Origin of the sequence: Pseudomonas fluorescens (assembly GCF_001623525.1) — a bacterium.
In the GTDB taxonomy this organism is placed as follows: Bacteria; Pseudomonadota; Gammaproteobacteria; order Pseudomonadales; family Pseudomonadaceae; genus Aquipseudomonas; species Aquipseudomonas fluorescens_Q.
Genome location: NZ_CP015225.1, coordinates 5506902 through 5532212, shown reverse-complemented (window position 1 = coordinate 5532212; position 25311 = coordinate 5506902). Strand labels below are relative to the sequence as shown.

General features: G+C 59.3%; 20 protein-coding genes and 1 pseudogene. 14 read left to right on the top strand and 7 right to left on the bottom strand.

Annotated elements, in window-relative coordinates; genetic code table 11:
* Positions 1-108: 108 nt before the first annotated feature.
* Genes TK06_RS23870 through TK06_RS33115 form a run of 3 tightly spaced genes read left to right on the top strand, consistent with a single transcriptional unit; the run spans position 109 to position 3109 of the window.
* Complete coding sequence (locus tag TK06_RS23870) at positions 109-1311, top strand: hypothetical protein (RefSeq protein WP_063324099.1); 1203 nt, start codon at positions 109-111, stop codon at positions 1309-1311.
* On the top strand, positions 1308-2234 hold the full coding sequence (locus TK06_RS33120) for a helicase HerA domain-containing protein (protein WP_238992565.1): 927 nt from the start codon (positions 1308-1310) through the stop codon (positions 2232-2234). Before TK06_RS23870 ends, TK06_RS33120 begins: the two co-directional genes overlap by 4 nt.
* Positions 2234-3109 (top strand): ATP-binding protein, encoded by an 876-nt coding sequence (locus TK06_RS33115; protein WP_238992564.1) that lies wholly within the window; start codon positions 2234-2236, stop codon positions 3107-3109. The genes TK06_RS33120 and TK06_RS33115 overlap by 1 nt, the downstream gene beginning before the upstream one ends.
* Positions 3110-3461: 352 nt before the next feature.
* Here the strand turns inward: TK06_RS33115 and TK06_RS32790 are convergent, their stop codons facing one another.
* From TK06_RS32790 to TK06_RS33110, 4 genes and pseudogenes are all read right to left on the bottom strand, one after another.
* Positions 3462-3935, bottom strand: a complete 474-nt coding sequence (locus TK06_RS32790) for a hypothetical protein (RefSeq protein ID WP_063324097.1) — start codon at positions 3933-3935, stop codon at positions 3462-3464.
* A gap of 241 nt (positions 3936-4176) precedes the next feature.
* Positions 4177-5043: a DNA adenine methylase gene (locus TK06_RS23850; protein ID WP_063324096.1), complete on the bottom strand. Its 867-nt coding sequence runs from the start codon at positions 5041-5043 to the stop codon at positions 4177-4179.
* Between the two features lie 61 nt (positions 5044-5104).
* Positions 5105-6676 (bottom strand): hypothetical protein, encoded by a 1572-nt coding sequence (locus TK06_RS23845; protein WP_203417389.1) that lies wholly within the window; start codon positions 6674-6676, stop codon positions 5105-5107.
* A gap of 553 nt (positions 6677-7229) precedes the next feature.
* Positions 7230-7319, bottom strand: a pseudogene (locus tag TK06_RS33110) (transcriptional regulator); the annotation flags it as partial.
* A 201-nt stretch (positions 7320-7520) separates the two neighbouring features.
* On the opposite strand from TK06_RS33110, the gene TK06_RS23840 reads away from it, so the two are divergent.
* The 11 genes from TK06_RS23840 (at position 7521) to TK06_RS23795 (ending at position 20851) form a co-directional block, all read left to right on the top strand.
* Positions 7521-9884 carry a hypothetical protein gene (locus TK06_RS23840; protein ID WP_275260895.1) on the top strand — a complete coding sequence of 788 codons (2364 nt, stop codon included), beginning with the start codon at positions 7521-7523 and terminating at the stop codon, positions 9882-9884.
* Positions 9885-9920: 36 nt separating this feature from the next.
* Positions 9921-10382, top strand: a complete 462-nt coding sequence (locus TK06_RS23835; protein WP_018607342.1) for an Lrp/AsnC family transcriptional regulator — start codon at positions 9921-9923, stop codon at positions 10380-10382.
* Positions 10383-10649: 267 nt separating this feature from the next.
* The gene (locus TK06_RS23830) at positions 10650-12332 is read left to right on the top strand and encodes a flavin monoamine oxidase family protein (protein WP_063324094.1); all 1683 of its coding nucleotides are present in this window, start codon (positions 10650-10652) and stop codon (positions 12330-12332) included.
* Between the two features lie 12 nt (positions 12333-12344).
* Positions 12345-13139: a carbon-nitrogen hydrolase family protein gene (locus tag TK06_RS23825; RefSeq protein ID WP_063324093.1), complete on the top strand. Its 795-nt coding sequence runs from the start codon at positions 12345-12347 to the stop codon at positions 13137-13139.
* Between the two features lie 62 nt (positions 13140-13201).
* Positions 13202-15643 carry a pyrroloquinoline quinone biosynthesis protein PqqF gene (pqqF, locus tag TK06_RS23820; RefSeq protein ID WP_063324092.1) on the top strand — a complete coding sequence of 814 codons (2442 nt, stop codon included), beginning with the start codon at positions 13202-13204 and terminating at the stop codon, positions 15641-15643.
* A gap of 169 nt (positions 15644-15812) precedes the next feature.
* Positions 15813-15887, top strand: a complete 75-nt coding sequence (gene pqqA, locus TK06_RS31235; protein WP_003177660.1) for a pyrroloquinoline quinone precursor peptide PqqA — start codon at positions 15813-15815, stop codon at positions 15885-15887.
* An 80-nt stretch (positions 15888-15967) separates the two neighbouring features.
* Entirely contained in the window at positions 15968-16879 is a 912-nt protein-coding gene (pqqB, locus tag TK06_RS23815; RefSeq protein WP_063324091.1) for a pyrroloquinoline quinone biosynthesis protein PqqB, read from the top strand.
* Between the two features lie 11 nt (positions 16880-16890).
* Positions 16891-17643: a pyrroloquinoline-quinone synthase PqqC gene (pqqC, locus tag TK06_RS23810; protein ID WP_063324090.1), complete on the top strand. Its 753-nt coding sequence runs from the start codon at positions 16891-16893 to the stop codon at positions 17641-17643.
* Complete coding sequence (gene pqqD, locus TK06_RS23805) at positions 17640-17915, top strand: pyrroloquinoline quinone biosynthesis peptide chaperone PqqD (protein WP_063324089.1); 276 nt, start codon at positions 17640-17642, stop codon at positions 17913-17915. The genes pqqC and pqqD overlap by 4 nt, the downstream gene beginning before the upstream one ends.
* Positions 17887-19056: a pyrroloquinoline quinone biosynthesis protein PqqE gene (gene pqqE, locus TK06_RS23800; RefSeq protein WP_063324088.1), complete on the top strand. Its 1170-nt coding sequence runs from the start codon at positions 17887-17889 to the stop codon at positions 19054-19056. Before pqqD ends, pqqE begins: the two co-directional genes overlap by 29 nt.
* Positions 19022-20851 carry a S9 family peptidase gene (locus TK06_RS23795; protein ID WP_063324087.1) on the top strand — a complete coding sequence of 610 codons (1830 nt, stop codon included), beginning with the start codon at positions 19022-19024 and terminating at the stop codon, positions 20849-20851. Before pqqE ends, TK06_RS23795 begins: the two co-directional genes overlap by 35 nt.
* A gap of 127 nt (positions 20852-20978) precedes the next feature.
* Here TK06_RS23795 and TK06_RS31230 read toward each other — a convergent pair whose 3' ends face one another.
* From TK06_RS31230 to TK06_RS23785, 3 genes are all read right to left on the bottom strand, one after another.
* A complete protein-coding gene (locus tag TK06_RS31230; RefSeq protein WP_003177654.1) occupies positions 20979-21137 on the bottom strand; it encodes a YqaE/Pmp3 family membrane protein in 159 nt (52 codons plus the stop codon).
* Between the two features lie 345 nt (positions 21138-21482).
* The gene (locus TK06_RS23790) at positions 21483-23261 is read right to left on the bottom strand and encodes an acyl-CoA dehydrogenase C-terminal domain-containing protein (RefSeq protein WP_063324086.1); all 1779 of its coding nucleotides are present in this window, start codon (positions 23259-23261) and stop codon (positions 21483-21485) included.
* 246 nt (positions 23262-23507) lie between these two features.
* Positions 23508-25304 (bottom strand): acyl-CoA dehydrogenase C-terminal domain-containing protein, encoded by a 1797-nt coding sequence (locus TK06_RS23785; RefSeq protein ID WP_063324085.1) that lies wholly within the window; start codon positions 25302-25304, stop codon positions 23508-23510.
* Positions 25305-25311: the final 7 nt, after the last annotated feature.

The window sequence follows — 25311 nt, the reverse complement described above, 5'->3', positions numbered from 1 at the left end:
CCGCCTAAAAGTCACTAAAGAACCCACAGTGGCACTCTGCCCACGCTGGCATGTATCGTCTAACAGAAACATTCATTCCTTTAGCTGCGCAGCCAGGAAGGACAGCCAGTGATTTCTATCGGCGACATCTACAACCAAGACATCAATTTTCTGTTCGGGTCGGGCGCATCGTTCGGCCTCCTTCCGACCCTTCAATTGGAGGTTCAGACCGGTGAGGGCGACTCTCGCTTTACTCTAGAAGACTTGGCCACCAAGTTTGAACGTGAAAAAGACCGGCGTCTGATCCCGCTGTTTATGCACTACTACGCCACTTGCATACGTCCCGCCGAGCAACTCAGCCTGGAACAGGCGTTAGCCGGAGAGCCCGGCGCTACGGTTATCAAGAACTACCGCACATTCCTAACTACAGCACTTGAAATGGTGAAACGCCGCAAAGCGCTGGATCGTCGCTGCAATGTGTTCACAACTAATTATGACGGCTGTTTCCCACTCGTGGCTGACGCGCTTATTAAAGAGGGCAACATTGACTTCGTGCTGAATGACGGCGCGCGAGGATTCACGCGACGCATTCTACAGGCCCGAAACTTCGGGTCTTACCTTTGCCAGGCCGGCGTCTTTGGGCGTCATCAGAACAGCATCCCTCAGATCAACCTCATCAATTTGCATGGGTCGGTCTACTGGAACAAGTTGGATGCCGCGATTAAGGTTGGCTACGACCTGTCTGGCCGCGAAAGCCTGCTGGATGACGACACGATGGAGTTACTGCGACCATTTTCGGTGGCACTTAACAATCCCGCATCAACACTTGCCGACGTGCCAGACACAGACTTTTCCGATGCAGAGCTGGAAGCATTCTGGGCAAGTTATGAGCAGATCCCTATCGTCAACCCTACCAAATGGAAGTTCCACGAGACGGTATACGAGGAACATTACTATCAGATGCTGCAGTTGCTCAGCTATGAGCTTGAGAAGCCCAACGCCGTACTCATCACCTTCGGCTTCTCGTTTGCCGACGAGCACATCCTCAATTTGGTGATGCGTTCTCTTTCCAATCCAGGACTGCAGGTGTTTGTCTGCTGCTACAGCAAGTCAGGGCACGCCGCGATGGAAGACAAATTCAAGGGACACCGCAGCGTCAAATGCCTGATGTTGCAGGATAGCGTGATGGACTTCACCGCGTTCAATGAGCAGGTTTTGGCCTGGCCAGAAGCTGCGGCGCCTGCAGGTCCTCCTCCTGTTCCTCCTGCGCCTCTTGCTCCTCTTGCTCCTGTTGCCCATGCTGCCCATGCAGACATCAAGGATCAGATATGAGCATCAGGGTTGGTGAGGTAATCGCAGTCCATGGCACCAAAGTGGTGTTGAAGATCGACGAGCAGTCGAGCAAGGAAACGCTGTTCTATGAGGGCGAGAAATACAAGGGAGTCTCAATCCGCGAATACTTGTCCATCCAGCGCGGTTTCCGCGACATCGTCTGCATGGTCGAGGGCGAGTTCCTGGATGAAGGCCGCACGGAGATGCATGAAGGCCGGCAGACGTTTGTGCGGAAGGTAGAGGCGAGGCCGATTGGTTACTTTGACAGCTCTGGCTTCACTCAGGGCATAAAGTATCTGCCAATGATCCAGGATGCGGCCCACCTCCTTTCTGAGGAAAAAATCAGATCCATCTTCGACCGCAAGGCGGACAGCGATTTCAGAATTGGGCTCATGCTGAAAGAGGAGATTGCGGTCGGGCTGCCGTGGAAAAGGCTCTTCAATAGCCACATCGGCATCTTCGGCAACACCGGAAGCGGCAAGTCTAATACGCTGGCGCAGCTGTACACGGTTCTCTTCAATCAGAAACTACCTCTCATCACCGGCAAGAGCCGCTTCATTATCCTGGACTTTAATGGTGAATACGGCGGAGAGCAGCTCGCGGCGGCAGGTCACAAGACCGTATATCAGTTGTCCACGCTGACCTCCCCTGATTTAGACGACCCTACTTCCCGCTTCCCGCTGGCACCGGATGAGTTTTGGGAGCTCGAGACGATGTCGCTGCTTTTTCAAGCCACTCCCAACACGCAAAAGCCTTTCCTAAACCGCGTCATTGCAGGCAAGCAGCGCTTTGGGGCTAATCCAGGATCACTGGCCACCTACGCAAAGCGGATGTTTCAGAGGTCGTTCTGCGCCGGAGAGGTCAAGACTGCGACTCTGGACTTGATGCGAACAGTGGCGAGGCGAATGGGGAATCAACAATAATGGATCTGCTAGCAGACGTAACTTGGTTCCGTAATGGGGCTCGCTTCGTGTGCCGTGGGGTGTGGATCGATCCTGATGGCAGGAATTACGAAGAACACATCGCACCAACCGTCAACACGCTGGGCACCCAAGATCTCGATAAGTTCGACGAGTTAGTTCTGCGCGTCAATCTTCAACTCCTATCCGACCTGAACGCCGGATACGTGCAGTTCGAGCACATCCAGCCACTTCTGAAGCGTGTTGAGTCTTCGCTCACCAGCCTGCGTAAGGTGTTATCGATTTCAGATGATATTCCACCTGAGCGCCTGCTCACGGTCATTTCCATGCGCCGCTGTAACAACGAGGTCAAGAAGGTTCTGCCGCTGCTGTTCGCCAAGCACTATTACAACAATCACAAGACAACAGTCGCAAATCCTCCCGACCGCACCATCCACCTCATCATCGACGAAGCGCACAACATTCTCTCCGATCAATCTTCGAGAGAAAGCGAAACCTGGAAGGACTATCGGCTCGAGCAGTTCGAGGAAATCATCAAGGAGGGGCGCAAGTTCGGGATGTTCATTACCATCGCTAGCCAGCGCCCGGCAGACATATCGTCCACCATCGTTTCGCAATTACATAATTTCTTCATTCACCGCTTGGTGAATGACCGCGACCTGTACTTGATCGACAATACGATCTCTACGCTGGATACTCTGTCACGAAACCTTATCCCGGGACTCTCACAAGGGTGCTGCGTGGTCACTGGCACCGCCTTTGAACTGCCAATGCTGATCCAGGTTGACAGGCTGCCAATCAGCAAGCAGCCTGCCAGCGAGGACGTTGACCTCGACAAGCTGTGGAGCGAGGTTCTAGCAGTTGAGGCGGACGTGTAGTGAACTCCGGACCACCAAGTACGGCCAGAGCGAGGCTGATCAATTTGCGGGTATAGCGGTTAAAAATGGCGAACTCGATGTCTAGGTAGGTGCGACATGGCGTCATTTGATGTACTCCAGTGAGCTATGCACCGTGTATAGGTTCACATTCCTACATCGCAGTATGGTTCCCGACTATGACCGCCACACATGGATCGACTCAAACTGCCCCAACGAGACACACTCCGCGAAACGACTCGCTTTGCTGCAAGGCGGCACTGCGGCGATCGCCAAGGTCGACCAGCGCATCAAGCACTTGAAGCAGCTTACGGGCCAAAGGGATAGGTAGCGGATGCAAGCGATCAGCATGCGCCTATGTAAGAGCAGCAATCGCGGCTGGTATCGAGCTACCCTTCCAGCCCGTGGGCAAGCGGCCATCAACGATCTGCTCCAGCACTTGGTCAGCGAATGTGTCGACCGGGTAGGTAGCACCAGAACGCTCACATAACGTAATGAACTGGCGCATGACGTAGGAGTTCCAGCCAGCGGCATGCACCATGCGGTCGATCAATGGCATGACACGGGAAACGTCGTCCCAATTGCCGTTGGCAAAGCGAGCAGCCCCAGAGGCGTGTTCCACAATCACGAAGAATAGTGACTTGATCAGATTCGGCAGGTCGAACCCACCGATGCGCCCATCGTTATACCGCGAGCGGCGCAGGTCATCGCTCTCTAGCGTTCGTTCGAGCACGACCTGCAGCAAATGTAACGTGTCGTCCCGGATCTCCAGCGCATCAAGAACCTCACTGCAAACCAGCGATACAGTGAACGGGGCGAGTAGCCGCATTGCAATCTCATCGGGCTGCTCAAGGATCGGCCGTAGCAGCCTGCGCGAAGTCTCGTCGCCAGGAAGATGGGGTACAACGCTTGCCAGCGTCCGTCCCAACTGATCCTTCCACTCATAGGGGCCAGAGGGCCCGTGCTGACTTGCCTACCGCCGGGGTATTTAAAGGTCAGATCGTCGTCCACGTGGAAAAACGGTTTGGCACCAGCGCTCAAAGGTATCTCGGAGGTATAGGAGACTTGATCTACGATGCCTTCCGGTTCAGGCCACTGTCAGGCGCTAAAATAGATGGCCCATAGATCATAACTTCAGAGCCTTTCTTTTTTTGTTGAGCGGTATAGCTCAAGAAATACTCATCTTGGCGGTAGCTGGTATAGATATCTTTTATCTCGCTCACGTTGTCATATGAAACGATCCAAGGCTTGTCGATACTGCCCAGCGCGTTAGCGATCTGAACGTGATCGTCGTGCACGTAGAAATTTCGATAGAGACCAGATCCCTTGATGTAATAGGGAGGATCAAGATAGGTGAGGGATTTTTTGGGGAGGGTAGGAATTGTATTATTAATGAAACCAAGAGCGTCTTCATTATAGATTTTAATTCGATTCTTATACTTTCCAATCAGCTCTATGCGCTTAATAAGCTCAGGCTTATTGAAGCGAACATCTAGCTTCCACTTGCCTGCCTGCTCTTTCCCACCAATAACGCCGGCCTTCAAAATTCCCGAACGATTAGTGCGGTTGAGAAAGAAGGTAGCCATGGCAAGATCCACGACTGAACAATCTTCTGGATTATCAAGCACGGCCTTAAATCTATGCCAGTTTTCCATGGTAACCGGCGTGTCAGTAATAGCTTTACTGATATCATCAGTATGATGTACTACGGAATGCCAAAACGCGTAGATAGCCGGATCAAAGTCATTGATATGTATAACTGAAGCGTATTCGTGGAACATAAGCTCCAGAGCGACACCAGCTCCGCCCGCGTAGGGTTCTGCATAATGACCATCATGCAAGCCGTTCACCTCAAAAACTTGCTTTATGAAGTGAGCAAATTTTCCCTTACCACCAGGGTAACGTAGCGGTGTGGAAAATACCCTAGAAGCGCCCATGAATCTTATCCCAGCTTGTCAAGCTGTACATGAGAACACATGCTAAGGCATTTTCCAATGCTTAGCGCCAGATGGCTTCAAGCATGGGTTGGTATTCCTCCGCAATGTCCTTCAGCTCGGATGGTAGCGGTGCGCTGTGAGTCCCGTGCACGAACAGGTTGAAGTGATCAACCGATCCTGGCTGGTCATAGGAACTGGCACGCTTGAAAATGGCCTTAGCCGCAGGGGCCGCTATTTTCTTTTCGGCTTCCAGATGTTTGACTACCGACTGAACCTTCATGACCAACTTGTCACCACTTCCTCCCCCTCGAAGCTCATTGTTGGTATCCCAGCGCAAAACAGTTTTACCAGCCTCTTTCTGGATTCGCGCGTATTCATCGCAAGTTGTTTCAATAAATACACGAAAAGTTATTGCGACTGCATTTGGGCACTCATCTACCCGTAGAACCGACCGAAGCTCGTTATATATCGCATTTATACGAGAGTTGGAGATCTTCAGCGACCAAGGTGTCAAGTATTTTCTAGCGCGTGCTTGAGGCTTCGCACGAATCCCCGGTGGAGTTTGAGATTCAGGTTTTATATTTTCGGAGCCGTCTGGCTTGCCCGGCTTAGTCCCGCCCGATTGAGGGCCACTGGCTACACCTGGTCGAGCACCGTTACCGCCACCTGGTTGCGCGTTAGTACCTTTTTCATCGCCAGAGCCACCGGTGCCGCCAGCGCTTTGACTGCCCCCTGACCCCCCACCATTCGTCGTGTCCGGTTGAGCCGGCTTGACCTTTACCTTTGCAGCCTCAGCCAAACTATCGGGCAGTATTTCCGGTGGGATGTGCCCGAGGGTAATTACCTGATTCTCATATTTGCGTACATCGTTAACGTTGTACCCATGAGACACAAACATATCCAGCATGAACTGTAGTGCGGGAGCAATCTGATCGAGTGGCAGCTGCGGAGTCAGGATCTTATTTTCGACCTTAAGACGGAAGGTGTTCTGGCCGAGTGTGGACGAGAAAATTCGGGTGAGGGTCGTTACGTCGACTTCGAAAACATCAAGGGCCGCTTTGTTGGTAAAAATGTGCTGGTTGTCGACGATTAGGTTTCTGATCTGACGTCCAATCGACTCAATACCCGTCTGACGTGCTCGGCGTTCGTCTCGTATATCACTGTCCCATCCAACCCGTCCTGCACCTCGGTTCTCGCCCGTATGCTTTAGCTCGATCCAAAGGTCACCATCGGCGCGTGTGGGTACGACGCTGCACTGCAGGCTTTCAGGAACCCCGCTCGTCAAATTGTGGTGAGCTTTTAGGAACCCCTTGTAGCCGCGATCTGCAGGGCAAAGGTCGGGACGCTGCAACAGCTTGAGAGCGGTGAGTCGGCGATTACCTTCAAGGACAATGAAATTGCTATCGTCCTCTGGAGTCACGAGTTGCAGCTCGGTAGGGTCTAGCCCGTTCTCAACAATATGCTCGGCAAGACGAAGAATTTTCTTGGCATCTTCCGGGTTGGAAAGCATCAGCTTTATCGCTTCACGCTGATTTTGAGCGACATCGTTACCGAATCGCACGTTCTCCTGGTCGAGCTTAATTTGATCCAGGGAGATAACACGTATATCCCGCATCATTGCGTCAATTTTCATAAATTATCCATTCGGCGATCCGGTGCTGGCGCAATGATAATACAAAGCACGCGCATAGGCAGGTGACGGCAGGTAGATCGGTTTACGGATTTTACTGAGTAATTACTCTGCTCGGTACGCGCCGGAGAAATTCTGCTGGGGAGGAGCGGTTCGTTCCATTGTCAGCCCGCCGTGCCTCTGAGGGTGAGGATGACGCTCTAGCATTCAAATGTCACACATAGGTGGTATTTATAATAACGTGCTTCTTCATTCCGTGCCCTGGCAAATGGATACGCTTTCATTGGGGTTAACAGGGATTTATGCCGGACGGACAGTACGCAAAAAGATATTTCATGCACCACATAAAGGTTCGAGTCCTTGTGGGCCCACCATACAAAAAGCCGCGCATTGTGCGGCTTTTGCGTTCTTGAGCCTGTTGACTCTTGCGCCCTAGGCGAAGGTCTTCATAAACAGCTCTGCACACTGCCTGATGGCTGCGACCACATTCGGTGCCTGTTCACAAAGTTCAGTCGAGCGGGCCAGCACTTGTTCCAGTGCTTGCAACTGGTCGTCATCAGTCGAACACTCCCTGGATTTCCTCAAGCGTAGGCATCGCAGCCGGTACCACGGCGAACTCACAATCCAGGGCCCCCAGCACTAAAGCTCGCCGTTGTTTGACCGCGATAGCAACTTTGGCAACTGGCCGCCCCCTTTCCTTGTTCCTCGACTCACCTGGAAGTAATACTCTGGGGAATTAACGACGGGCGAGGCCCGTTCAACCTCCTCAAGCGAGATCTCCATCATCGCCAGCCCCAGCCTCTCCCGACTGTTTCTTGAACTGTTCTGGCAACTCGGCATCCTGCTGGTGCCGGCTTTTTTCGTCACGATATTGCCGCCTCCATTGGCTTTGTTGGCAGTGTTGTTCTTCGGCCTGCTGATGGGGCTTGCCGCGCGATTCGGTTTTCTGTCGGCCGGGCGAGTCTGTGGCAGGCTGATCGTCGGCGCCGTGTTCGGCCTGGGTTTCAGTGTGGGTCGGGCCTTGCCTGAGTGGTGGGGCATCCTGGCGGCCATCGCCAGCATTGGCGTCGGGCTGGCGTGTGTCAGTGCCTGGGAGCGGCGCCTGGGTTTGGCGTCCGTTTCCGGCAAAGGCGCCAGTGCTTGGGGTGGAAGCGAGCCGCAACTGACGCCTGAAGGCGAGCCGATCCGGGTGTTCAACCACAGTGAAATCGCCATGGGTGGCCCCACTTATTGCGACTATTTGTTTCCCGATGGCGTGCTCCTGCAAGGCCTTGGCTCTTCGTCCATGTTCTCCCGCGACGGGCGCTATTTTGCGGCGACCGTACCGTCCCGGCAGAACTGGGGGCTGGTCGTCCTCGATCGTCAACAGCGCCAGGTGTACCGCTGTGCCGACAGCGAGCTCTGGGAGTTGGACGCTTTTGATCTCGGCGTGTTGAGCGGGCGCCATAGCCCGCTGGTGGACGACAGCGTTCGCGAAATCCGACTGGATGAGTTGCTCCAGACGGCCAGCGTTACCCACCTGGTCGCCTTCGCCGACCTGTGGCTGGACTCCGATTGGCATCCCGAGCAGGTTCAACATACCTTCGAGCGGCGTTCGGCGGACGGCCAGCACTGCCTGCGGGGCGACATTGCCTTGCCCGCGACATTTCGCGACCTGGCCCAGCCGCTGGAACCGCTGGTTTCACCGCGCTACGCCATCAGCGTCAACGGGCAACCGTCCGGCCTGTTGATGGCGGCCGATGCGCCGTTGGTATGGAGCAGCGATCAACGCGCCATGGTGTGTCTGGCCCAGGAACAAACCCCTCATGCAGACGGCGACCAGTATTGGCTGTGGCAGCTGGACCTGGGCTGGCGCGCCCTGCCCTCGCCATGGGTGAAGTGCGAAGCAGAACCGTCCTTCTATTGGCACCAGCTGCTGGGTCTCGACGCAAGCCATGTGCAGATCGGCTCGTACCTTGACTATCCGCGACCGGGCTCCGGGCGTTATGGCTACCGCTTGGACAGCATCCACGGCGATACCGAGACCCAGGTCGGTCACGACGCCCAAGGCCGCGTGCAGGTGGGCGAATTTGCGCTGACCCGCATGACCATCGCCATGCCGTTGGACAGCCAAGGCCAGCGCGGCGATTCATCCATCGAAACGCAGCCGATGCAGGACGGGGTGCGCGCGCGGTTGACCTGGCTTGGCGATAATCCCGATGGGCTGGGCGGTTATCGCTGTCAGATCGGCGACTGGCAATTGCCTGGCCGCTGGTTGTTGGATCATCGGGTCTCCGATTGCGGGCGTTACCTGGCCCTGCTGCCCTTCGACGGTGCCACGACGGTCGCAACCCACGGGGTGGTTGCCGATATGGAGGAACGACAGCTGCTGCAGGGGCCCGCGATGTGGGTCGCCCGCCTGCTCGATTTCCGCGCCGGCCGGCTGAGCCTGGCAGTGGTTGCCGGACGTCTTGATCAAGACCTGGAGAGCAGCGCGCTGCAACGCTTCAACATCCCTGCGCCGCAGAGCGATAGCGTCCCTTCGTTCTTTCAATCCGACGAACAATCCCGGCTGTTCTACAACACCGTGGAGCTGCAGGTGAGCGATACACACCTGCACAGCGTTGCCCCTTGGCGCCTGGTGGATCGTCCGCAAGCGGCCAACGCCGACGGTGATTTCATCCAGCCTGCCCCCGACCATCAGGATGCCGCCTGGCTGTTCGGCAGCGAAACGGAATATGCCGACAGTTGGGTGCGTGCACAGGCGCCCCGGCTCGGAGGCCACTTGCTGACAGCCTCAGGCTGCGCGTTGGTTGATCTGGCACCGTCGATGATCTGGTCGACGGATAGCCGTTACCTGGCCCTGACCTGCATGGCAACCGATGTGACAGAACAGTGTGGCAGTTATCGAGGCTGGCAATTGCTGCTCCTGGATGTCCAGGAACACACGTTGCGGGTGCATCCGCAGTGGCTGGGCAATCGGCCGCTGTTTGAAAGCTTCGACGACGAACAGCTGCATGTACGCTGCTTTGAGCGCGATTGGGAAGCGCAAGACGATGACGACCCAGGCTCAGTGCAGTCATTCTCACTGGATCTCTTATTGCAGTTGCCCACCGAACAGTTGGTTTGCCAGGACGGTCTCTGGTTCAGGACTTCACAGGTACACCGGGCCTGCGCCTGGCGCGCACTGGCTTTGCCTGCCATCGACTATTTCGCACATGAGAGCCTGTAACATACTCGCCATCGAATGCCTGCGCCGGAGCCCACTTTGACTGATACCCGCCCTCCCGTCCTCGACGAAATCGACCGGCAGCTGATTGCGGCGCTGCAAATCAACGCCCGGGAAAGCGTCGCCATGCTCGCCCGGCAATTGGGTATCGCCCGCACAACCGTGACCTCGCGGCTGGCACGCCTGGAAAAGACTAAAGTGATTACCGGATATGGCGTGCGCCTGGGCCAACGAGTGATTGACGGCGGCTTGCAGGCTTACGTCGGCATCAAGGTCCAGCCGCGTTCCGGCAAGGACGTGCTGCGACGCTTGAGCGCCATGGCCCAGGTACAGCAACTGTGCGCGGTCAGCGGTGAGTTCGACTATGTCGCCTGGTTGCGCACGGACTCGCCGGAACAGCTGGACCAGTTGCTGGACCAGATCGGCAGCGTGGACGGCGTGGAAAAGACCACCACCTCGATCATCCTCAGCAGCAAGATCGATCGAGGCCAACCGGTCTAAGCCCTGCGTCACTTGACCTGTGTGCGAGCTCGCTCGCGACGGCACTCAGCACCTTCATGCACTGACGCACCGCTATCGCGAGCAAGCTCGCTCCCACAGTGGACAGGTTTCGTCATTATGATTTATGGATAGGTCAAAATGACTGACATGCGCTCAAAACGACGACATATTGTGTCTTATTAACGTGTTCCACCCTCCCTAGAATGGCTGGCATCTTTCCTATACTCAGACGCGAACACCGCGTCGAGTCGCCCATCAAGGTCAGCCATGAACAAGAACAATCGCCACCCAGCAGACGGTAAGAAGCCCATCACCATTTTCGGGCCGGACTTTCCTTTCGCCTTTGACGACTGGATCGAGCATCCGGCTGGCCTGGGCAGCATACCCGCCCACAACCACGGTACCGAAGTGGCGATTGTCGGGGCCGGGATCGCCGGCCTGGTGGCGGCGTACGAGCTGATGAAGCTGGGTCTCAAACCCGTGGTCTACGAGGCGTCGAAGATGGGTGGGCGCCTGCGCTCACAAGCGTTCAATGGTGCCGAAGGGGTGATCGCCGAGCTGGGCGGCATGCGTTTTCCGGTGTCCTCCACCGCGTTCTACCATTACGTCGACAAGCTGGGCCTGGAGACCAAACCCTTTCCCAACCCGCTGACCCCCGCGTCCGGCAGCACGGTCATCGACCTGGAAGGCCAGACCTACTACGCACAGAAACTGGCGGACCTTCCCGCGCTGTTCCAGGAAGTCGCCGACGCCTGGGCCGATGCGCTGGAGGATGGTTCGCGCTTCGGCGACATCCAGCAGGCGATCCGCGACCGCGACGTGCCACGCCTCAAGGCGCTGTGGAACACCTTGGTGCCACTATGGGACGACCGCACCTTCTACGACTTCGTCGCCACCTCCAAGGCCTTCGCCAAGCTCTCTTTCCAGCACCGCGAAGTGTTCGGCCAGGTCGGTTTCGGCACCGGCGGCTGGGATTCGGACTTCCCCAATTCGATGCTGGAAATCTTCCGGGTCGTGATGACCAACTGCGACGACCACCAGCACCTGGTGGTCGGCGGCGTCGAGCAGGTGCCCCACGGCATCTGGAACCACGTGCCGGAACGCTGCGCGCACTGGCCGCAAGGGACCAGCCTGAATTCGCTGCACCTGGGTGCCCCACGCAGCGGCGTGAAGCGCATCGCCCGCGCGGCTGATGGCCGATTCAGCGTGACCGACGTCTGGGACAACACCCGCGAGTACGCCGCTGTGCTGGTCACCTGCCAGAGTTGGCTACTGACCACTCAGATCGAATGTGAAGAAGCGCTGTTCTCGCAAAAGATGTGGATGGCCCTGGACCGCACCCGCTACATGCAATCGTCGAAGACCTTCGTGATGGTCGACCGGCCATTCTGGAAGGACAAGGACCCGGAGACCGGCCGCGACCTGATGAGCATGACCCTGACCGACCGTCTTACCCGTGGCACCTACCTGTTCGACAACGGGGACGACAAGCCAGGGGTGATTTGCCTATCGTATTCCTGGATGAGCGACGCGCTGAAAATGCTCCCGCACCCGGTGGAAAAACGCGTGAAGCTGGCCCTCGATGCCCTGAAGAAAATCTATCCCAAGGTGGACATCGCCGCGCGGATCATCGGCGATCCGATTACCGTGTCCTGGGAAGCCGACCCGCATTTTCTCGGCGCATTCAAGGGCGCGCTGCCTGGCCACTATCGCTACAACCAGCGCATGTATGCGCATTTCATGCAGGACGACATGCCGGCCGAACAACGCGGGATCTTTATCGCCGGTGATGACGTCTCATGGACACCGGCCTGGGTCGAAGGCGCGGTACAGACCTCACTCAATGCCGTGTGGGGAATCATGAAGCACTTCGGCGGTGAAACTCACGCCGAGAACCCGGGTCCTGGTGATGTGTTCCACGAGATCGGTCCGATCGCCCTGCCCGAATAAAAGGAGTTATTGATGCGTGTAGCCCTCTACCAATGCCCGCCGCTGCCACTGGATCCGGCCGGCAACCTGCACCGCCTGCACCAGGTGGCGCTGGAGGCCAGGGGCGCCGATGTGCTGGTGCTGCCGGAGATGTTCATGACCGGCTACAACATCGGCGTCGATGCGGTGAATGTATTGGCCGAGGTCTACAACGGCGAGTGGGCGCAACAGATCGCCCGCATTGCCAAGGCCGCCGGCCTGGCGATTGTCTACGGCTATCCGGAGCGCGGCGAAGACGGGCAGATCTACAACGCCGTGCAGCTGATCGACGCCCAGGGTGAGCGCCTGGCCAACTACCGCAAGAGCCACCTGTTCGGCGACCTCGATCACGCCATGTTCAGCGCCGGCGACGCCGCATTGCCCATCGTGGAGCTCAATGGCTGGAAGCTTGGCCTGCTGATCTGCTACGACCTGGAATTTCCGGAAAATGCCCGACGCCTGGCCCTGGCCGGCGCCGAGCTGATCCTGGTGCCGACCGCCAACATGCAACCTTACGAGTTCATCGCCGACGTCACCGTGCGGGCCCGGGCCATCGAGAACCAGTGTTTCGTGGCGTACGCCAATTACTGCGGCCACGAAGGTGAATTGCAGTATTGCGGCCAAAGCAGTATCGCCGCACCGAATGGCAGCCGCCCGGCGCTTGCAGGGCTGGATGAGGCCTTGATCGTCGCAGAACTGGATCGACAACTGATGGACGACTCCCGCGCGGCCTACAACTACCTGCACGATCGCCGCCCTGAGCTTTACGACGACCTGCACAAACACTGATTGAGGATTGAGAACGCGGCCTAATCCGCTAGCATGAGCGCATCTTTGTTCTGGAAGCGCTCATGCCGGCCCCCGACTCCCTCCGCCCCCACACTGAAACCCTGGCCAACGGCTTGCGGGTGACATTGCGTCACGTCCCAGGCCTCAAGCGCAGCGCTGCAGTACTGCGAGTCGCGGCTGGCAGCCATGACGCGCCCCTGGCCTGGCCGGGATTGGCGCACTTGCTCGAGCATCTGTTCTTCCTCGGCACCGAGCGTTTTCCCGCTGGGGAGAACCTGATGGCCTACGTGCAGCGCCATGGCGGCCAGGTCAATGCACGCACCAGCGAACGCACCACGGATTTTTTCTTCGAATTGCCACCCGCAACCTTCGCCGAGGGACTGGAACGGCTAGGGGACATGCTCACTCACCCACGCCTGGATGAGGCCGATCAGTTGCGCGAACGAGAAGTGCTGCACGCCGAGTTCATCGCCTGGTCCCAGGATGCAGCTGCCCAGCGGCAGCTTGCCCTGCACGACGGCCTGTCGGCGACCCATCCGCTGCGGGGTTTTCATGCCGGCAATCGCGACAGCCTCGCGGTGGCGCAAAGCGAATTCCAAAGCGCCTTGCACGACTTCTATCGCCGGTTTTACCAGAGCGGCCAGATGACCTTGAGCCTGGCCGGCCCGCAAAGCATCGACGCCTTGAAAGCGCTGGCTGAACAGTTCGACAGCCACCTACCTGCCGGCGAAGCGCTTGCCAGGCCGGCACCACCAAGTTTGATGGCATCGTCCCCGACAAGTTATCAACAGGCCCGCGAGGGTTGCCTTGATCTGCTGTTCGCCTTCGAAGATTTACCGGCCGCCTCGCGTCAAGCCCTGGACTTTCTCTGTATGTGGCTGAACTCCAGCAAACCGGGCGGCTTGCTCGCCACGTTGCGTCAGCGCGGCCTGGCTGACAGCCTCAAGGCCACCGCGCTGTATGAGTTTGCCGGGCAGGCGCTGCTGCACCTCGAATTCAAGCACGCCAACGCTCCGGCAGCGGCGCAAATCCAGCCGTTGCTGCACGACTGGCTGGGGTTCTTTGCCGCCCAGGACGACTGGGCGCCGTTGCGCCAGGAGTTCACCGCACGGTTGCAGCGCCGGCAGGAGACAGGATCGGCCTTGCAGGTGGCCCGCTGGGACGGTGAAGGACGTGACGGGCCGCTGTTGGCAAACGACCTCGTGAGGCTCAGGGAAATCCTCAGGCAACTGCACCCCGCCGATAACGTCGTGGAACCCTGGCAGTTGCCCGCACCCAATCCGTTCCTGCAAACGCCAAGCGAAGCGCCCCGCGCCGGGCTGATACGCGGCCAGACCAGCGCCCACCGCGGCTTGCGAACCTTCGCCCAGGACCGCTCCCGGGGTCGCCGGGAACGCTCACCCATGCAGTTCAGCCAGGCGCTGCCAGACAACGGTCGTGAAGGCGCGGTGTACCTGCGCTGGCAACTGACGACCCAGACACCACTGGACTTTCAATCCAGGCTCGACCGGCACCTGCAGGATGTGCGAGAGGATGCTCGCCAGGCCGGAGTGGATGTCAGCTTCCAGCGTTCCGGTTATCAATGGCTACTGAAACTGGTCGGCTTACAGGCGCCGATACCGTTGGTGCTCGAACACGCTCTGACGAAGCTTGCGCAACCGCTGCCAATGGCCCTGGCCAGTCAGGAACCCCCGCCGATGCCGATTCGGCATCTGTTGAAGGCGCTGCCAGATCACTGCCACCCCAACCGCCAAGCGTCAGCGTTGCCAATGCCCGACAGCGACCAAAGCGTGTGGACAACGGCCCGATGGGACGGGCTGTGCATCGGCCTGGCGGCGGCCACCCAAGGGGCGTTGGGCCCTGCGTTGGCCCGAGTGCCGGGCATTGCCGGCGATGAAGCCAGCCTGGCGCCGGCACCTCGCGGGCAACGCCTCTGGCATACGCTCCAGACTCACGGCGAAGAATCGGCCGTGTTGCTGTTTTGCCCGACAGCCACCCCGACGCTGGCCGACGAAGCCGCCTGGGGATTGCTGGCACAGCTGTGTCAGACGCCGTTCTATCAGCGCCTGCGCGTCGAGTTGCAGTTGGGCTATGCGGTGTTCAGTGGGTTGAAGCAGATCGACGGGCAAACCGGGATATTGTTCGGCGTCCAATCGCCCAGCCTTTCGGCGACGCAACTGAGCGCCCACATCGAACAGTTCCTGGCCGGGTTACCGGCGTTGCTCCAGCAACTCGATGATGTTTCCCTGACCGGCCAGCAGCAGGCGCTTGCCGCCCAACTCCAGAGCACCGCCCTGCCCTGCGCCCAGGCCGCCGAGCTGCTCTGGCAGGGCAAGCTGGCCGGCCACCCGTCGGATTATCTTGAACAACTCTCCGCCGCCATCGTGTACCTGGATCGCACGCAGCTACAAAGAGCCGCCCAACGTCTGATCGAAGCTGAAGGGGGCTGGTATTGCCTGAGCAACGGAGCCTGTCCGGGAGAGCGCTGGCAAGCGCCGCAGTGATCGTTGCAGCGGCCGTAATGAGCTTTCTTCGAGAATCGCGGCGAACGATCTGTCAGATTTAGTAACATAGCCGCCTAAGCATCTGAACATCTCCGCGCGGAGGTGGACTATATGTATAGGTCTCAACCGTTCCAACTAACGAAAGCATCCCAACCAAAGGAGTATTCCCATGTCCTGGTCCAAACCCGCATATATCGACCTGCGTATCGGTTTCGAAGTCACCATGTACTTCGCCAGCCGTTGAATGCTGCAGGCGGTTAAGCACGCAGCACTACGCCTCGGCCAGCCGAGGCGTTTTTATTTCGGTTTGCAGATGGAGCAGCCATGTTCGTCCAGATTCTAGGTTCTGCCGCCGGTGGCGGTTTCCCCCAGTGGAACTGCAACTGCGCCAATTGCGCAGGTTTTCGCGACGGCAGCCTGCGGGCCCAGGCGCGCACCCAATCGTCCATCGCCCTGTCCGATGACGGTGTGAACTGGGTGCTGTGCAACGCCTCCCCGGACATTCGCGCCCAGCTCCAGGCGTTCGCCCCGATGCAGCCGGGCCGGGCCCTGCGCGACACCGGCATTGGCGCGATCATCCTGATGGACAGCCAGATCGACCACACCACCGGCCTGCTCAGCTTGCGTGAAGGGTGCCCGCACCAGGTCTGGTGCACCGACATGGTCCATGAAGACCTGAGCACCGGCTTTCCGCTGTTCAACATGTTGACCCACTGGAACGGTGGGCTGAGCTGGAACCGTATCGAACTCGACCAATCGTTCACCATCCCGGCCTGCCCGAACCTGCGCTTCACCCCGCTGCCCCTGCGCAGCGCCGCACCGCCCTATTCACCGCATCGCTTCGACCCGCACCCGGGCGACAACATCGGGCTGATCGTCGAAGACCTTCGCACGGGAGGCAAACTGTTCTATGCCCCGGGCCTGGGCAAGGTCGACGAGTCGTTACTGGAGATCATGGCCGGCAGCGATTGTCTGCTGGTGGACGGTACGATGTGGGACGACGATGAAATGCAGCGCCGTGGCGTCGGCACCCGCACTGGCCGGGAAATGGGCCACCTGGCACAGAATGGGCCCGGCGGGATGCTGGAAGTGCTGGAGCGACTGCCCAATCAGCGCAAGATCCTTATTCATATCAACAACACCAACCCGATCCTCGATGAAGACTCCGTCGAACGGGCTGAGCTGGTGCGGCGCAATGTCGAAGTGGCTTACGACGGCATGAGTATTGAACTGTAGGAGCAACGGAAATGACTGACACCCCCCTGTCCCCCGCCGAGTTCGAAGCCGCCCTGCGTGCCAAGGGCGCGTATTACCACATCCATCACCCCTATCACGTGGCGATGTATGAGGGCCGCGCGACTCGCGAGCAGATCCAGGGCTGGGTCGCGAACCGTTTTTACTACCAGGTGAATATCCCACTCAAGGATGCCGCGATCCTGGCCAACTGCCCGGACCGGGAGATCCGCCGCGAGTGGATCCAGCGCCTGCTCGATCATGACGGCGCCCCCGGCGAAGACGGCGGTATCGAAGCCTGGCTGCGGCTGGGCCAGGCGGTGGGCCTGGACCCCGATCAACTGCGCTCCCAGGAATTGGTGCTGCCAGGTGTGCGTTTTGCCGTGGACGCCTACGTCAACTTCGCCCGGCGGGCCTGCTGGCAGGAAGCCGCCAGCAGCTCGCTGACCGAACTGTTCGCCCCGCAGATCCACCAGTCGCGTCTGGACAGCTGGCCGCAGCATTACCCATGGATAGACCCGACCGGCTACCAGTACTTCCGCACCCGCCTGGGCCAAGCCCGGCGTGACGTGGAGCATGGCCTGGCGATCACCTTGCAGCACTACACCACCCGCGCAGGGCAGGAACGCATGTTGGAGATCCTCCAGTTCAAACTGGACATCCTCTGGAGCATGCTCGACGCCATGAGCATGGCCTATGAATTGAACCGCCCGCCCTATCACAGCGTGACCGACCAACGGGTTTGGCACAAAGGAATTACCTTATGAGTTTTAACCGCAGCCAAACCCCACGCTGGCGCCCCGGCTATCGCTTCCAGTACGAACCGGCCCAGAAAGGCCATGTGCTGCTCTATCCTGAAGGCATGATCAAGCTGAACGACAGCGCTGCGCTGATCGGCGGGCTGATCGACGGTGAACGGGATGTCGCGGCCATCGTCGGCGAGTTGGCGAAGCAGTTTCCCGACGTGCCGGAACTCGGTGACGACATCGAGCAATTCATGGAGGTCGCCCGTGCACAGCACTGGATCGAACTTGTCTGAGACCACCGGGCTGCCGCCCAAGCCTGAAGTCGGCCTGCCGCTGTGGCTGCTGGCCGAGCTGACCTACCGTTGCCCGCTGCAATGCCCGTATTGCTCCAACCCGCTGGACTTCGCCGAGCAGGGCCAGGAGCTGAGCACCGAACAGTGGTTCAAGGTCTTTCGCGAGGCCCGCGAGATGGGCGCTGCGCAGCTGGGCTTTTCCGGCGGCGAGCCGTTGGTGCGCCAGGACCTGGCCGAGTTGATCGGCGAGGCGCGCAGGCTGGGTTTCTATACCAACCTGATCACTTCCGGCATCGGCCTGACCGAGCAGAAAATCAGCGACTTCAAGAAGGCCGGCCTCGACCATATCCAGATCAGTTTCCAGGCCAGCGACGAGCAGGTGAACAACCTCCTGGCCGGCTCGAAGAAAGCCTTCGCGCAAAAACTGGAAATGGCCCGGGCGGTGAAAGCCCATGGCTACCCGATGGTGCTGAACTTCGTGACCCATCGGCACAACATCGACAAGATCGATCGCATCATCGAACTGTGCATCGCCCTGGAAGCCGACTTCGTCGAGCTCGCCACGTGCCAGTTCTACGGCTGGGCGCAGCTCAACCGCGTCGGCCTGCTGCCCACCCGGGAGCAACTGGTACGCGCCGAGCGTGTCACCAACGAATACCGCGCCAAGCTGGAAGCCGAAGGCAATCCGTGCAAGCTGATCTTCGTCACGCCGGACTACTATGAAGAGCGCCCCAAGGGCTGCATGAACGGCTGGGGCAGCATTTTCCTCACCGTCACGCCGGACGGCACGGCATTGCCCTGTCACGGTGCCCGCCAGTTGCCGGTGCAATTTCCCAACGTGCGCGACCACAGCATGCAGCACATCTGGTACGACTCGTTCGGCTTCAACCGTTTCCGCGGTTATGACTGGATGCCCGAACCGTGCCGCTCCTGCGATGAAAAAGAGAAGGACTTCGGCGGCTGCCGCTGCCAGGCGTTCATGCTCACCGGCGACGCCAGCAACGCCGACCCGGTGTGCAGCAAATCCGCACATCACGGGGTGATCCTGCAGGCGCGTGAAGACGCCGAGCACGCCACGCAAACCATCGAACAATTGGCCTTTCGCAATGAACGAAACTCGCGCCTCATCGCCAAAGGCTGAGCCTTTCAGCGCCGCCCAGGCCGTTGCCGCCGGCACCGACTTCGCCGAACTGCAGCTCGGGCCTTTGGGCCTGTTCTGGAATGAATACCGCCCCGCAGACGGTGCCTGCCGGATCTGGCATTGGCAAGACGCCATGCCCCGCTGCCTGACACCGGACGGGTTCAGCGCGCGCAGCCGGGTCTATGAATACGGCGGTGGATCATTCTGCCTGAGCCATAACGGTGTGCTGTTCGTCAATGAGGCCGACCAGCAGCTGTACCACCAATCCCTGAACGACGAACGCCCCATAGCGCTGACCTCGGGTGACTGCCGTTATGGGGATCTGAGCTTCGCCGACGGCCAGGTACTGGCAGTGGAAGAACGGGCCAACCAGCATCGCCTGGTGTCGATCGGGCTGGTGGATCATCAGCGACATCTGCTGGCCGAAGGTGCAGATTTCTACGCGTCACCCACCGTGAGCCCGGACGGCCAGCGGCTCGCCTGGATTGAATGGAGCCGCCCGCATCAACCCTGGACCGCAACGCGCTTGATGCTGGCCGAGCGCAACGCTACGGGTTGGGGTGCGCCGCGCTGTGTCGCGGGCAACGGTGAAGAAGAGTCCATCCAGCAACCGCGCTTCGATGCGGCCAGTCGTCTTTATTGCCTGACTGATCGCGGTGGTTATTGGCAGCCTTGGCTAGAGTCGGCCCAGGGCCTGGAACCGCTGCCTGCCGTCCAAGCCGATCACGCCCCAGCGCCGTGGCAACTGGGTGGCTGCACCTGGCTGCCGCTGGACCAACACACGTACCTGGCCAGTTGGACCGAAGCGGGTTTTGGACGCCTGGGCCTGTGCCACATTGACGATGTCGATGAGGACTTCACCGGCACCCATACCCGCTTTCGCAGCCTGGCGCTGGATGAGCGGTTCATCTACGCCGTTGCAGCCTCGCCGACCGGCCCATCGGCGGTCATTGCCATCGAGCGGCATAGTCAGGAAGTGGCCGTGCTGGCCGGCGGCATCGCGCCATTGCCCGTCGAACAGATCAGTCGGCCCCGCACCCTGCGATACCCCTCAGGCTCAAGCGAAGCCCATGGGTTCTTTTATCCGGCCATGACTGCCATCGAGAAACCGCCGCTGGTGGTGTTTATCCACGGTGGACCGACCTCAGCCTGCTACCCCATCTTTGATCCGCGTATCCAATACTGGACCCAACGCGGTTTCGCCGTCGCCGACCTCAATTATCGAGGCAGCAGTGGTTATGGCCGGGCGTATCGACAGGCGCTGCACTTGAACTGGGGGGTGGTGGATGTCGAGGATGCTTGCGCGGTGGTCGCGTATCTGGACGAGCAAGGCTTGATCGATGGTCGCTGCGCATTCATTCGGGGCGGCAGTGCCGGTGGATATACAACCCTGTGCGCCCTGGCGTTCCATGAGGTGTTCCGGGCCGGCGCCAGCCTCTATGGCGTCAGCGACCCCGTCGCCCTCGGCCGCGCGACGCACAAGTTCGAAGGGGATTACCTGGACTGGCTGATCGGCGACCCGCAACAGGATGCCGAACGCTACCGCGCCCGGACGCCGCAGCTGCATGCTGGGAACATCCGCGTGCCGGTGATCTTTTTCCAGGGTGAGCTGGACGTGGTGGTCGTACCGCAGCAAACCCGCGATATGGTCAACGCTTTACAAGCCAACGGCGTGGCGGTCGAGGCGCACTACTATCCCGATGAGCGCCACGGTTTTCGCAAAGCGGCGAACCAGGCCCATGCGCTGGAGCATGAGTGGTTGTTTTATCGCAGGGTGATCGATTGCGGTCTATGACAACGGCGCTCATTGTGGCGAGGGAGCTTGCTCCCGCTCGATTGCGCAGCAATCGCAAAAACATTGGGACCGCTGCGCGCTCCAGCGGGAGCAAGCTCCCTCGCCACAGATAAATCCCCTCATGGCCTCAGCGCTTGGCGATGATGTACACCGCATGCACGATGCCGGGGATGTAACCCAGCAGCGTCAGCAGGATATTCAGCCAGAAAGCCCCGCCAAAACCCACCTGCAGAAACACCCCCAATGGCGGCAGCAGGATGGCGATAATGATACGAATGAAATCCATGGATGACTCCCTGATCGACGATGGCCAAATTGCCATATAGCTCATTGACCCCAGGCCGCTCGCCAGGGTTCAGTGAAACGCAACCAGAAGCAGCCCCGATGGGGGGCGCCTGCGAGGGACAAAAAACGCAGCCAAAAGAAAACCCCGCCGAAGCGGGGCTTTGCAGACTGTTTCCCTGACATCCATTTCACTCCGCCTTCCTGGCAGAATCCTACGTGTCCGTGTTGTTACTGTTGCGCATCCTGCGCGGCGTCCATGTGAAGTAGATTAGCCTTGGATCCAACCTGCCGATAGAGGGAAAACGCCAGCACATTGTGTAAGCGTTTGCTTACACAATGTCAGTTTTTAGAACTGTCCGGGCTCCAGCAAGAACAGCGACTCGCTTCCCGCCTTCACCGAAGCACTCAAGGACTGAATACGCGGCAGCAGGCGGGCGAAATAGAACCGCGCCGTGCCCAATTTGCTCGCGTAGAAATCATCCTGGCTTTCTTTGCCCAAGGCCGCCCTGGCCATCAGAGCCCACATGTAGGCATACGCGGTGTAGCCAAACGCCTGGAGATACTCCACCGACGCCGCGCCGATTTCGTTCGGGTTGCTTTTCGCCCGGTCCAACAACCATTCGGTCAGCTCATCCAGCGTACCGACCGCATCGTTCAGCGGCTTGGTGAACTCCGCCAGGTCGCTGTTCGCGGTGGCAGTGAAGTGCCGGATTTCATCGGCAAACAACTTGTAGAACGCACCGCCGCTGCCGACGATCTTGCGCCCCACCAGGTCCAGCGCCTGAATACCGTTGGTGCCTTCGTAGATCTGGGTGATACGCACATCGCGCACCAGTTGCTCCTGGCCCCATTCACGAATGTAACCGTGGCCGCCGAACACCTGTTGACCATGGACTGTGGTTTCCAGGCCCAGGTCGGTCAGGAAGGCCTTCGCCACCGGTGTCAGCAACGCCACCAAGTCTTCGGCGCGCTTGCGCGTGACTGGATCTTCGCTGAACTTGGCGGTGTCCAATTGCATCGCCACGTAGGTGGAAAATGCCCGACCGCCTTCGTTCGAGGCTTTCATGGTCAGCAGCATCCGACGCACGTCGGGGTGGACGATGATCGGGTCGGCGACCTTGTCCTTGTTCTGCGCACCGGTTGGCGAACGACTTTGCAGGCGGTCACGGGCGTATTCGATGGCGTTCTGGTAGGAACGCTCACCCGAGGCCAGGCCTTGGATGCCGACGCCCAGACGTTCGTAGTTCATCATGGTGAACATCGCCGCCAGGCCCTTGTTCGGCTCGCCTACCAGATAACCCACGGCTTCGTCGAAGTTCATCACGCAAGTGGCGGATGCCTGGATGCCCATCTTGTGTTCGATCGAGCCGCAGTTGGCCGCGTTGCGCGCGCCCAGGCTGCCGTCGGCATTGACCATGAACTTGGGCACCAGGAACAGCGAGATGCCCTTGGGGCCTGCCGGCGCGTCCGGCAGTTTCGCCAGCACCAGGTGAATGATGTTCTCGGTGAGGTCGTGCTCACCGCCAGTGATGAAAATTTTCGTGCCGCTGACCTTGTAGGAACCGTCGGCCTGGGGTTCGGCCTTGGTGCGGATGATCCCCAGGTCCGTACCGGCATGAGGCTCGGTCAGGCACATGGAACCGGCCCAGACGCCGGCGTACATGTTTGGCAGGTACGCTGCTTTCAACTCTTCACTGGCGTGGGCATTGATCGACAGGCAGGCGCCGGCGGTCAGCATCGGGTACAGGCCGAAGGACAGGCTGGCGGAGTTGACCATTTCCTCGACCTGGGCCGAAACGGCCTTGGGCATGCCCATGCCGCCGTACACCGGGTCACCGCCGACACCGACCCAACCACCTTCAGCGTAAGTCTTGTAGGCCTGTGGGAAACCTGCCGGCGTGGTGACGGCGCCGTCGGCCCAGTGGCAACCTTCTTCGTCAGCGGCGCGGCTGAGGGGCGCGATGCTTTTGCTGGTGACTTTGCCGGCTTCTTCAAGGATCGCTTCGACCGTTTCGGCATCCACGGCATCGGCCAACGCCGGCAATTGGGCCCAGAGTTTCGCGACCTCGAACACTTCATTGAGGACGAAGCGCATATCGCGCAGGGGCGCTTTGTAGTCAGCCATGGCAAACCTCGCAGGATCTAAACAGTTGGTTCGTGAGAAAACGGTTTTTACATGGATTGGAGTGTACCCCAACAACTTTTGAGACACATAGGGTCAACCTATGACTGTTTTGTTATTTTTAGTCAGCATGTAGGCTTGAATGTGATGGTGGCTAGGGAGCTTGCTCCCGCTTGAGTGCGCAGCACTCACAAAAAAAGGGGCTGCTGCGCAGCCCAGCGGGAGCAAGCTCCCTCGCCACAGGTTCAGTCAGAGGGCAAACAACTCTGCCGGTAGCTTCATCAGGCAGTCGCTCCCGGCCTCGACCGCAGCCCGATGGGCGGTCGTACGCGGCAGCAGGCGCTTGAAGTAGAACTCGCAGGTCGCCAGTTTGGCCTGGCAGAAATCACCGTCACCGTTGCCGCTGTCGAGTTGCGACTGAGCCACCAAGGCCATGCGCAACCACAGGTAGGCCAGGATGATGTAACCGCTGTACATCAAATAATCCACGGAGGCGGCGCCGACTTCATCTGGATTCTTCATGGCGGCCATGCCAACCCGAGTGGTCAGCTCGCCCCACTGCTGGTTGAGCCCGTCGAGTTGCGCGACGTACGCCTTGAGCTGCGGATGTTGCGCATTGGCAGCGCAGAACTTATGGACGATTTTGGTGAAACCTCGCAGCAATCTGCCCTGGCTGCCCAGCACCTTGCGCCCCAATAGATCCAAGGCCTGAATACCGTTGGTGCCTTCATAGATCGGCGCGATGCGGCAATCGCGCACCAACTGCTCCATGCCCCACTCACGAATGAAACCATGGCCACCAAACACTTGCATGCCGTGGTTGGTCACCTCCAGCCCGGTGTCGGTCATGAAGGCCTTGCAGATCGGGGTGAGAAACGCCAGCAGGTCCTCGGCCTCCTGGCGGGCGGTTTCGTCCGGGCTCAGGTGCGCGGTATCGAGCAATTGCGCGGTGAAATAGGTCAGCGCCCGATTGCCTTCGTTGAAGGCTTTCATGGTCAGCAGCATCCTGCGCACATCGGGATGGACGATGATCGGGTCGGCGACTTTTTCCGGCGCCTTGGGGCCGGTCAGCGCGCGCATCTGCAAACGGTCGTTGGCGTACCTGATGGCGCCCTGGAAGCTCGCCTCGCCCAGGCACAGGCCCTGCATGCCAGTGCCGAGCCGGGCGTGGTTCATCATGGTGAACATGCAATTGAGGCCCTTGTTCGGCTCGCCGATGAGGAACCCCTTGGCCCCATCGAAATTCAGCACACAGGTGGCCGATGCCTTGATGCCCATCTTGTGTTCAATCGAACCACAGGACACGCCATTGCGCGCCCCTGCCTCACCCCTGGCGTCGGGCAGGAACTTGGGCACGATGAACAGCGAGATGCCCTTGGTCCCGGCGGGAGCGTCCGGCAACTTGGCCAGCACCAGGTGGATGATGTTATCGCTCATGTCGTGTTCGCCGGCGGAAATGAAGATCTTGCTGCCGGAGATCGCATGGCTGCCGTCGGCCTGGGGCACGGCGCGGGTCTTGATGATGCCCAGGTCGGTGCCGCAGTGGGCTTCGGTCAGGCACATGGTGCCTGTCCACTGGCCGGCGGTGAGTTTGCTCAGGTAGGTCTGTTTCTGTTCTGACGTGCCGTGGGCATGGATCGCCGACATGGCGCCATGAGTCAGGCCCGGGTACATGCCCCAAGACGTGTTGCTGGAGCCGATCATCTCGCTGATGACCAGGCCCAGGGAGCTAGGCAAGCCCAGGCCGCCATACGCCGGGTCCGCCGCCAGCCCATGCCAGCCGCCCTCCACATACTGTGCGAAAGCCTGCTTGAAGCCTGTCGGCGTGGTGACTACACCGTTGTCGAAGTGGCAACCCTCTTCATCACCGGAGCGATTGAGCGGCGCCAGCACGTTCTCACAGAACCTGGCAGCTTCTTCGAGGATCGCGCTGACCATGTCCGGGCTTGCGTCGCTGACGCCCAGCTCGGCATAGCGACCATGGAAATCGAAGACGTGATCGATCAGAAAGCGCATGTCGCGCAGGGGGGCTTTGTACTCGGGCATGGTGGTT

Coding starts and splice junctions, on each gene's coding strand:
- TK06_RS23850 (WP_063324096.1), bottom strand. CDS start 5,043: ATGGGCGCTTCTAGGGTATTTTCCACACCGCTACGTTACCCTGGTGGT.
- TK06_RS32790 (WP_063324097.1), bottom strand. CDS start 3,935: ATGCGGCTACTCGCCCCGTTCACTGTATCGCTGGTTTGCAGTGAGGTT.
- TK06_RS23790 (WP_063324086.1), bottom strand. CDS start 23,261: ATGGCTGACTACAAAGCGCCCCTGCGCGATATGCGCTTCGTCCTCAAT.
- TK06_RS23825 (WP_063324093.1), top strand. CDS start 12,345: ATGCGTGTAGCCCTCTACCAATGCCCGCCGCTGCCACTGGATCCGGCC.
- TK06_RS31230 (WP_003177654.1), bottom strand. CDS start 21,137: ATGGATTTCATTCGTATCATTATCGCCATCCTGCTGCCGCCATTGGGG.
- TK06_RS23830 (WP_063324094.1), top strand. CDS start 10,650: ATGAACAAGAACAATCGCCACCCAGCAGACGGTAAGAAGCCCATCACC.
- TK06_RS23795 (WP_063324087.1), top strand. CDS start 19,022: ATGAACGAAACTCGCGCCTCATCGCCAAAGGCTGAGCCTTTCAGCGCC.
- pqqD (WP_063324089.1), top strand. CDS start 17,640: ATGAGTTTTAACCGCAGCCAAACCCCACGCTGGCGCCCCGGCTATCGC.
- TK06_RS33115 (WP_238992564.1), top strand. CDS start 2,234: ATGGATCTGCTAGCAGACGTAACTTGGTTCCGTAATGGGGCTCGCTTC.
- TK06_RS23845 (WP_203417389.1), bottom strand. CDS start 6,676: ATGAAAATTGACGCAATGATGCGGGATATACGTGTTATCTCCCTGGAT.
- pqqC (WP_063324090.1), top strand. CDS start 16,891: ATGACTGACACCCCCCTGTCCCCCGCCGAGTTCGAAGCCGCCCTGCGT.
- pqqF (WP_063324092.1), top strand. CDS start 13,202: ATGCCGGCCCCCGACTCCCTCCGCCCCCACACTGAAACCCTGGCCAAC.
- pqqB (WP_063324091.1), top strand. CDS start 15,968: ATGTTCGTCCAGATTCTAGGTTCTGCCGCCGGTGGCGGTTTCCCCCAG.
- TK06_RS23785 (WP_063324085.1), bottom strand. CDS start 25,304: ATGCCCGAGTACAAAGCCCCCCTGCGCGACATGCGCTTTCTGATCGAT.
- TK06_RS33120 (WP_238992565.1), top strand. CDS start 1,308: ATGAGCATCAGGGTTGGTGAGGTAATCGCAGTCCATGGCACCAAAGTG.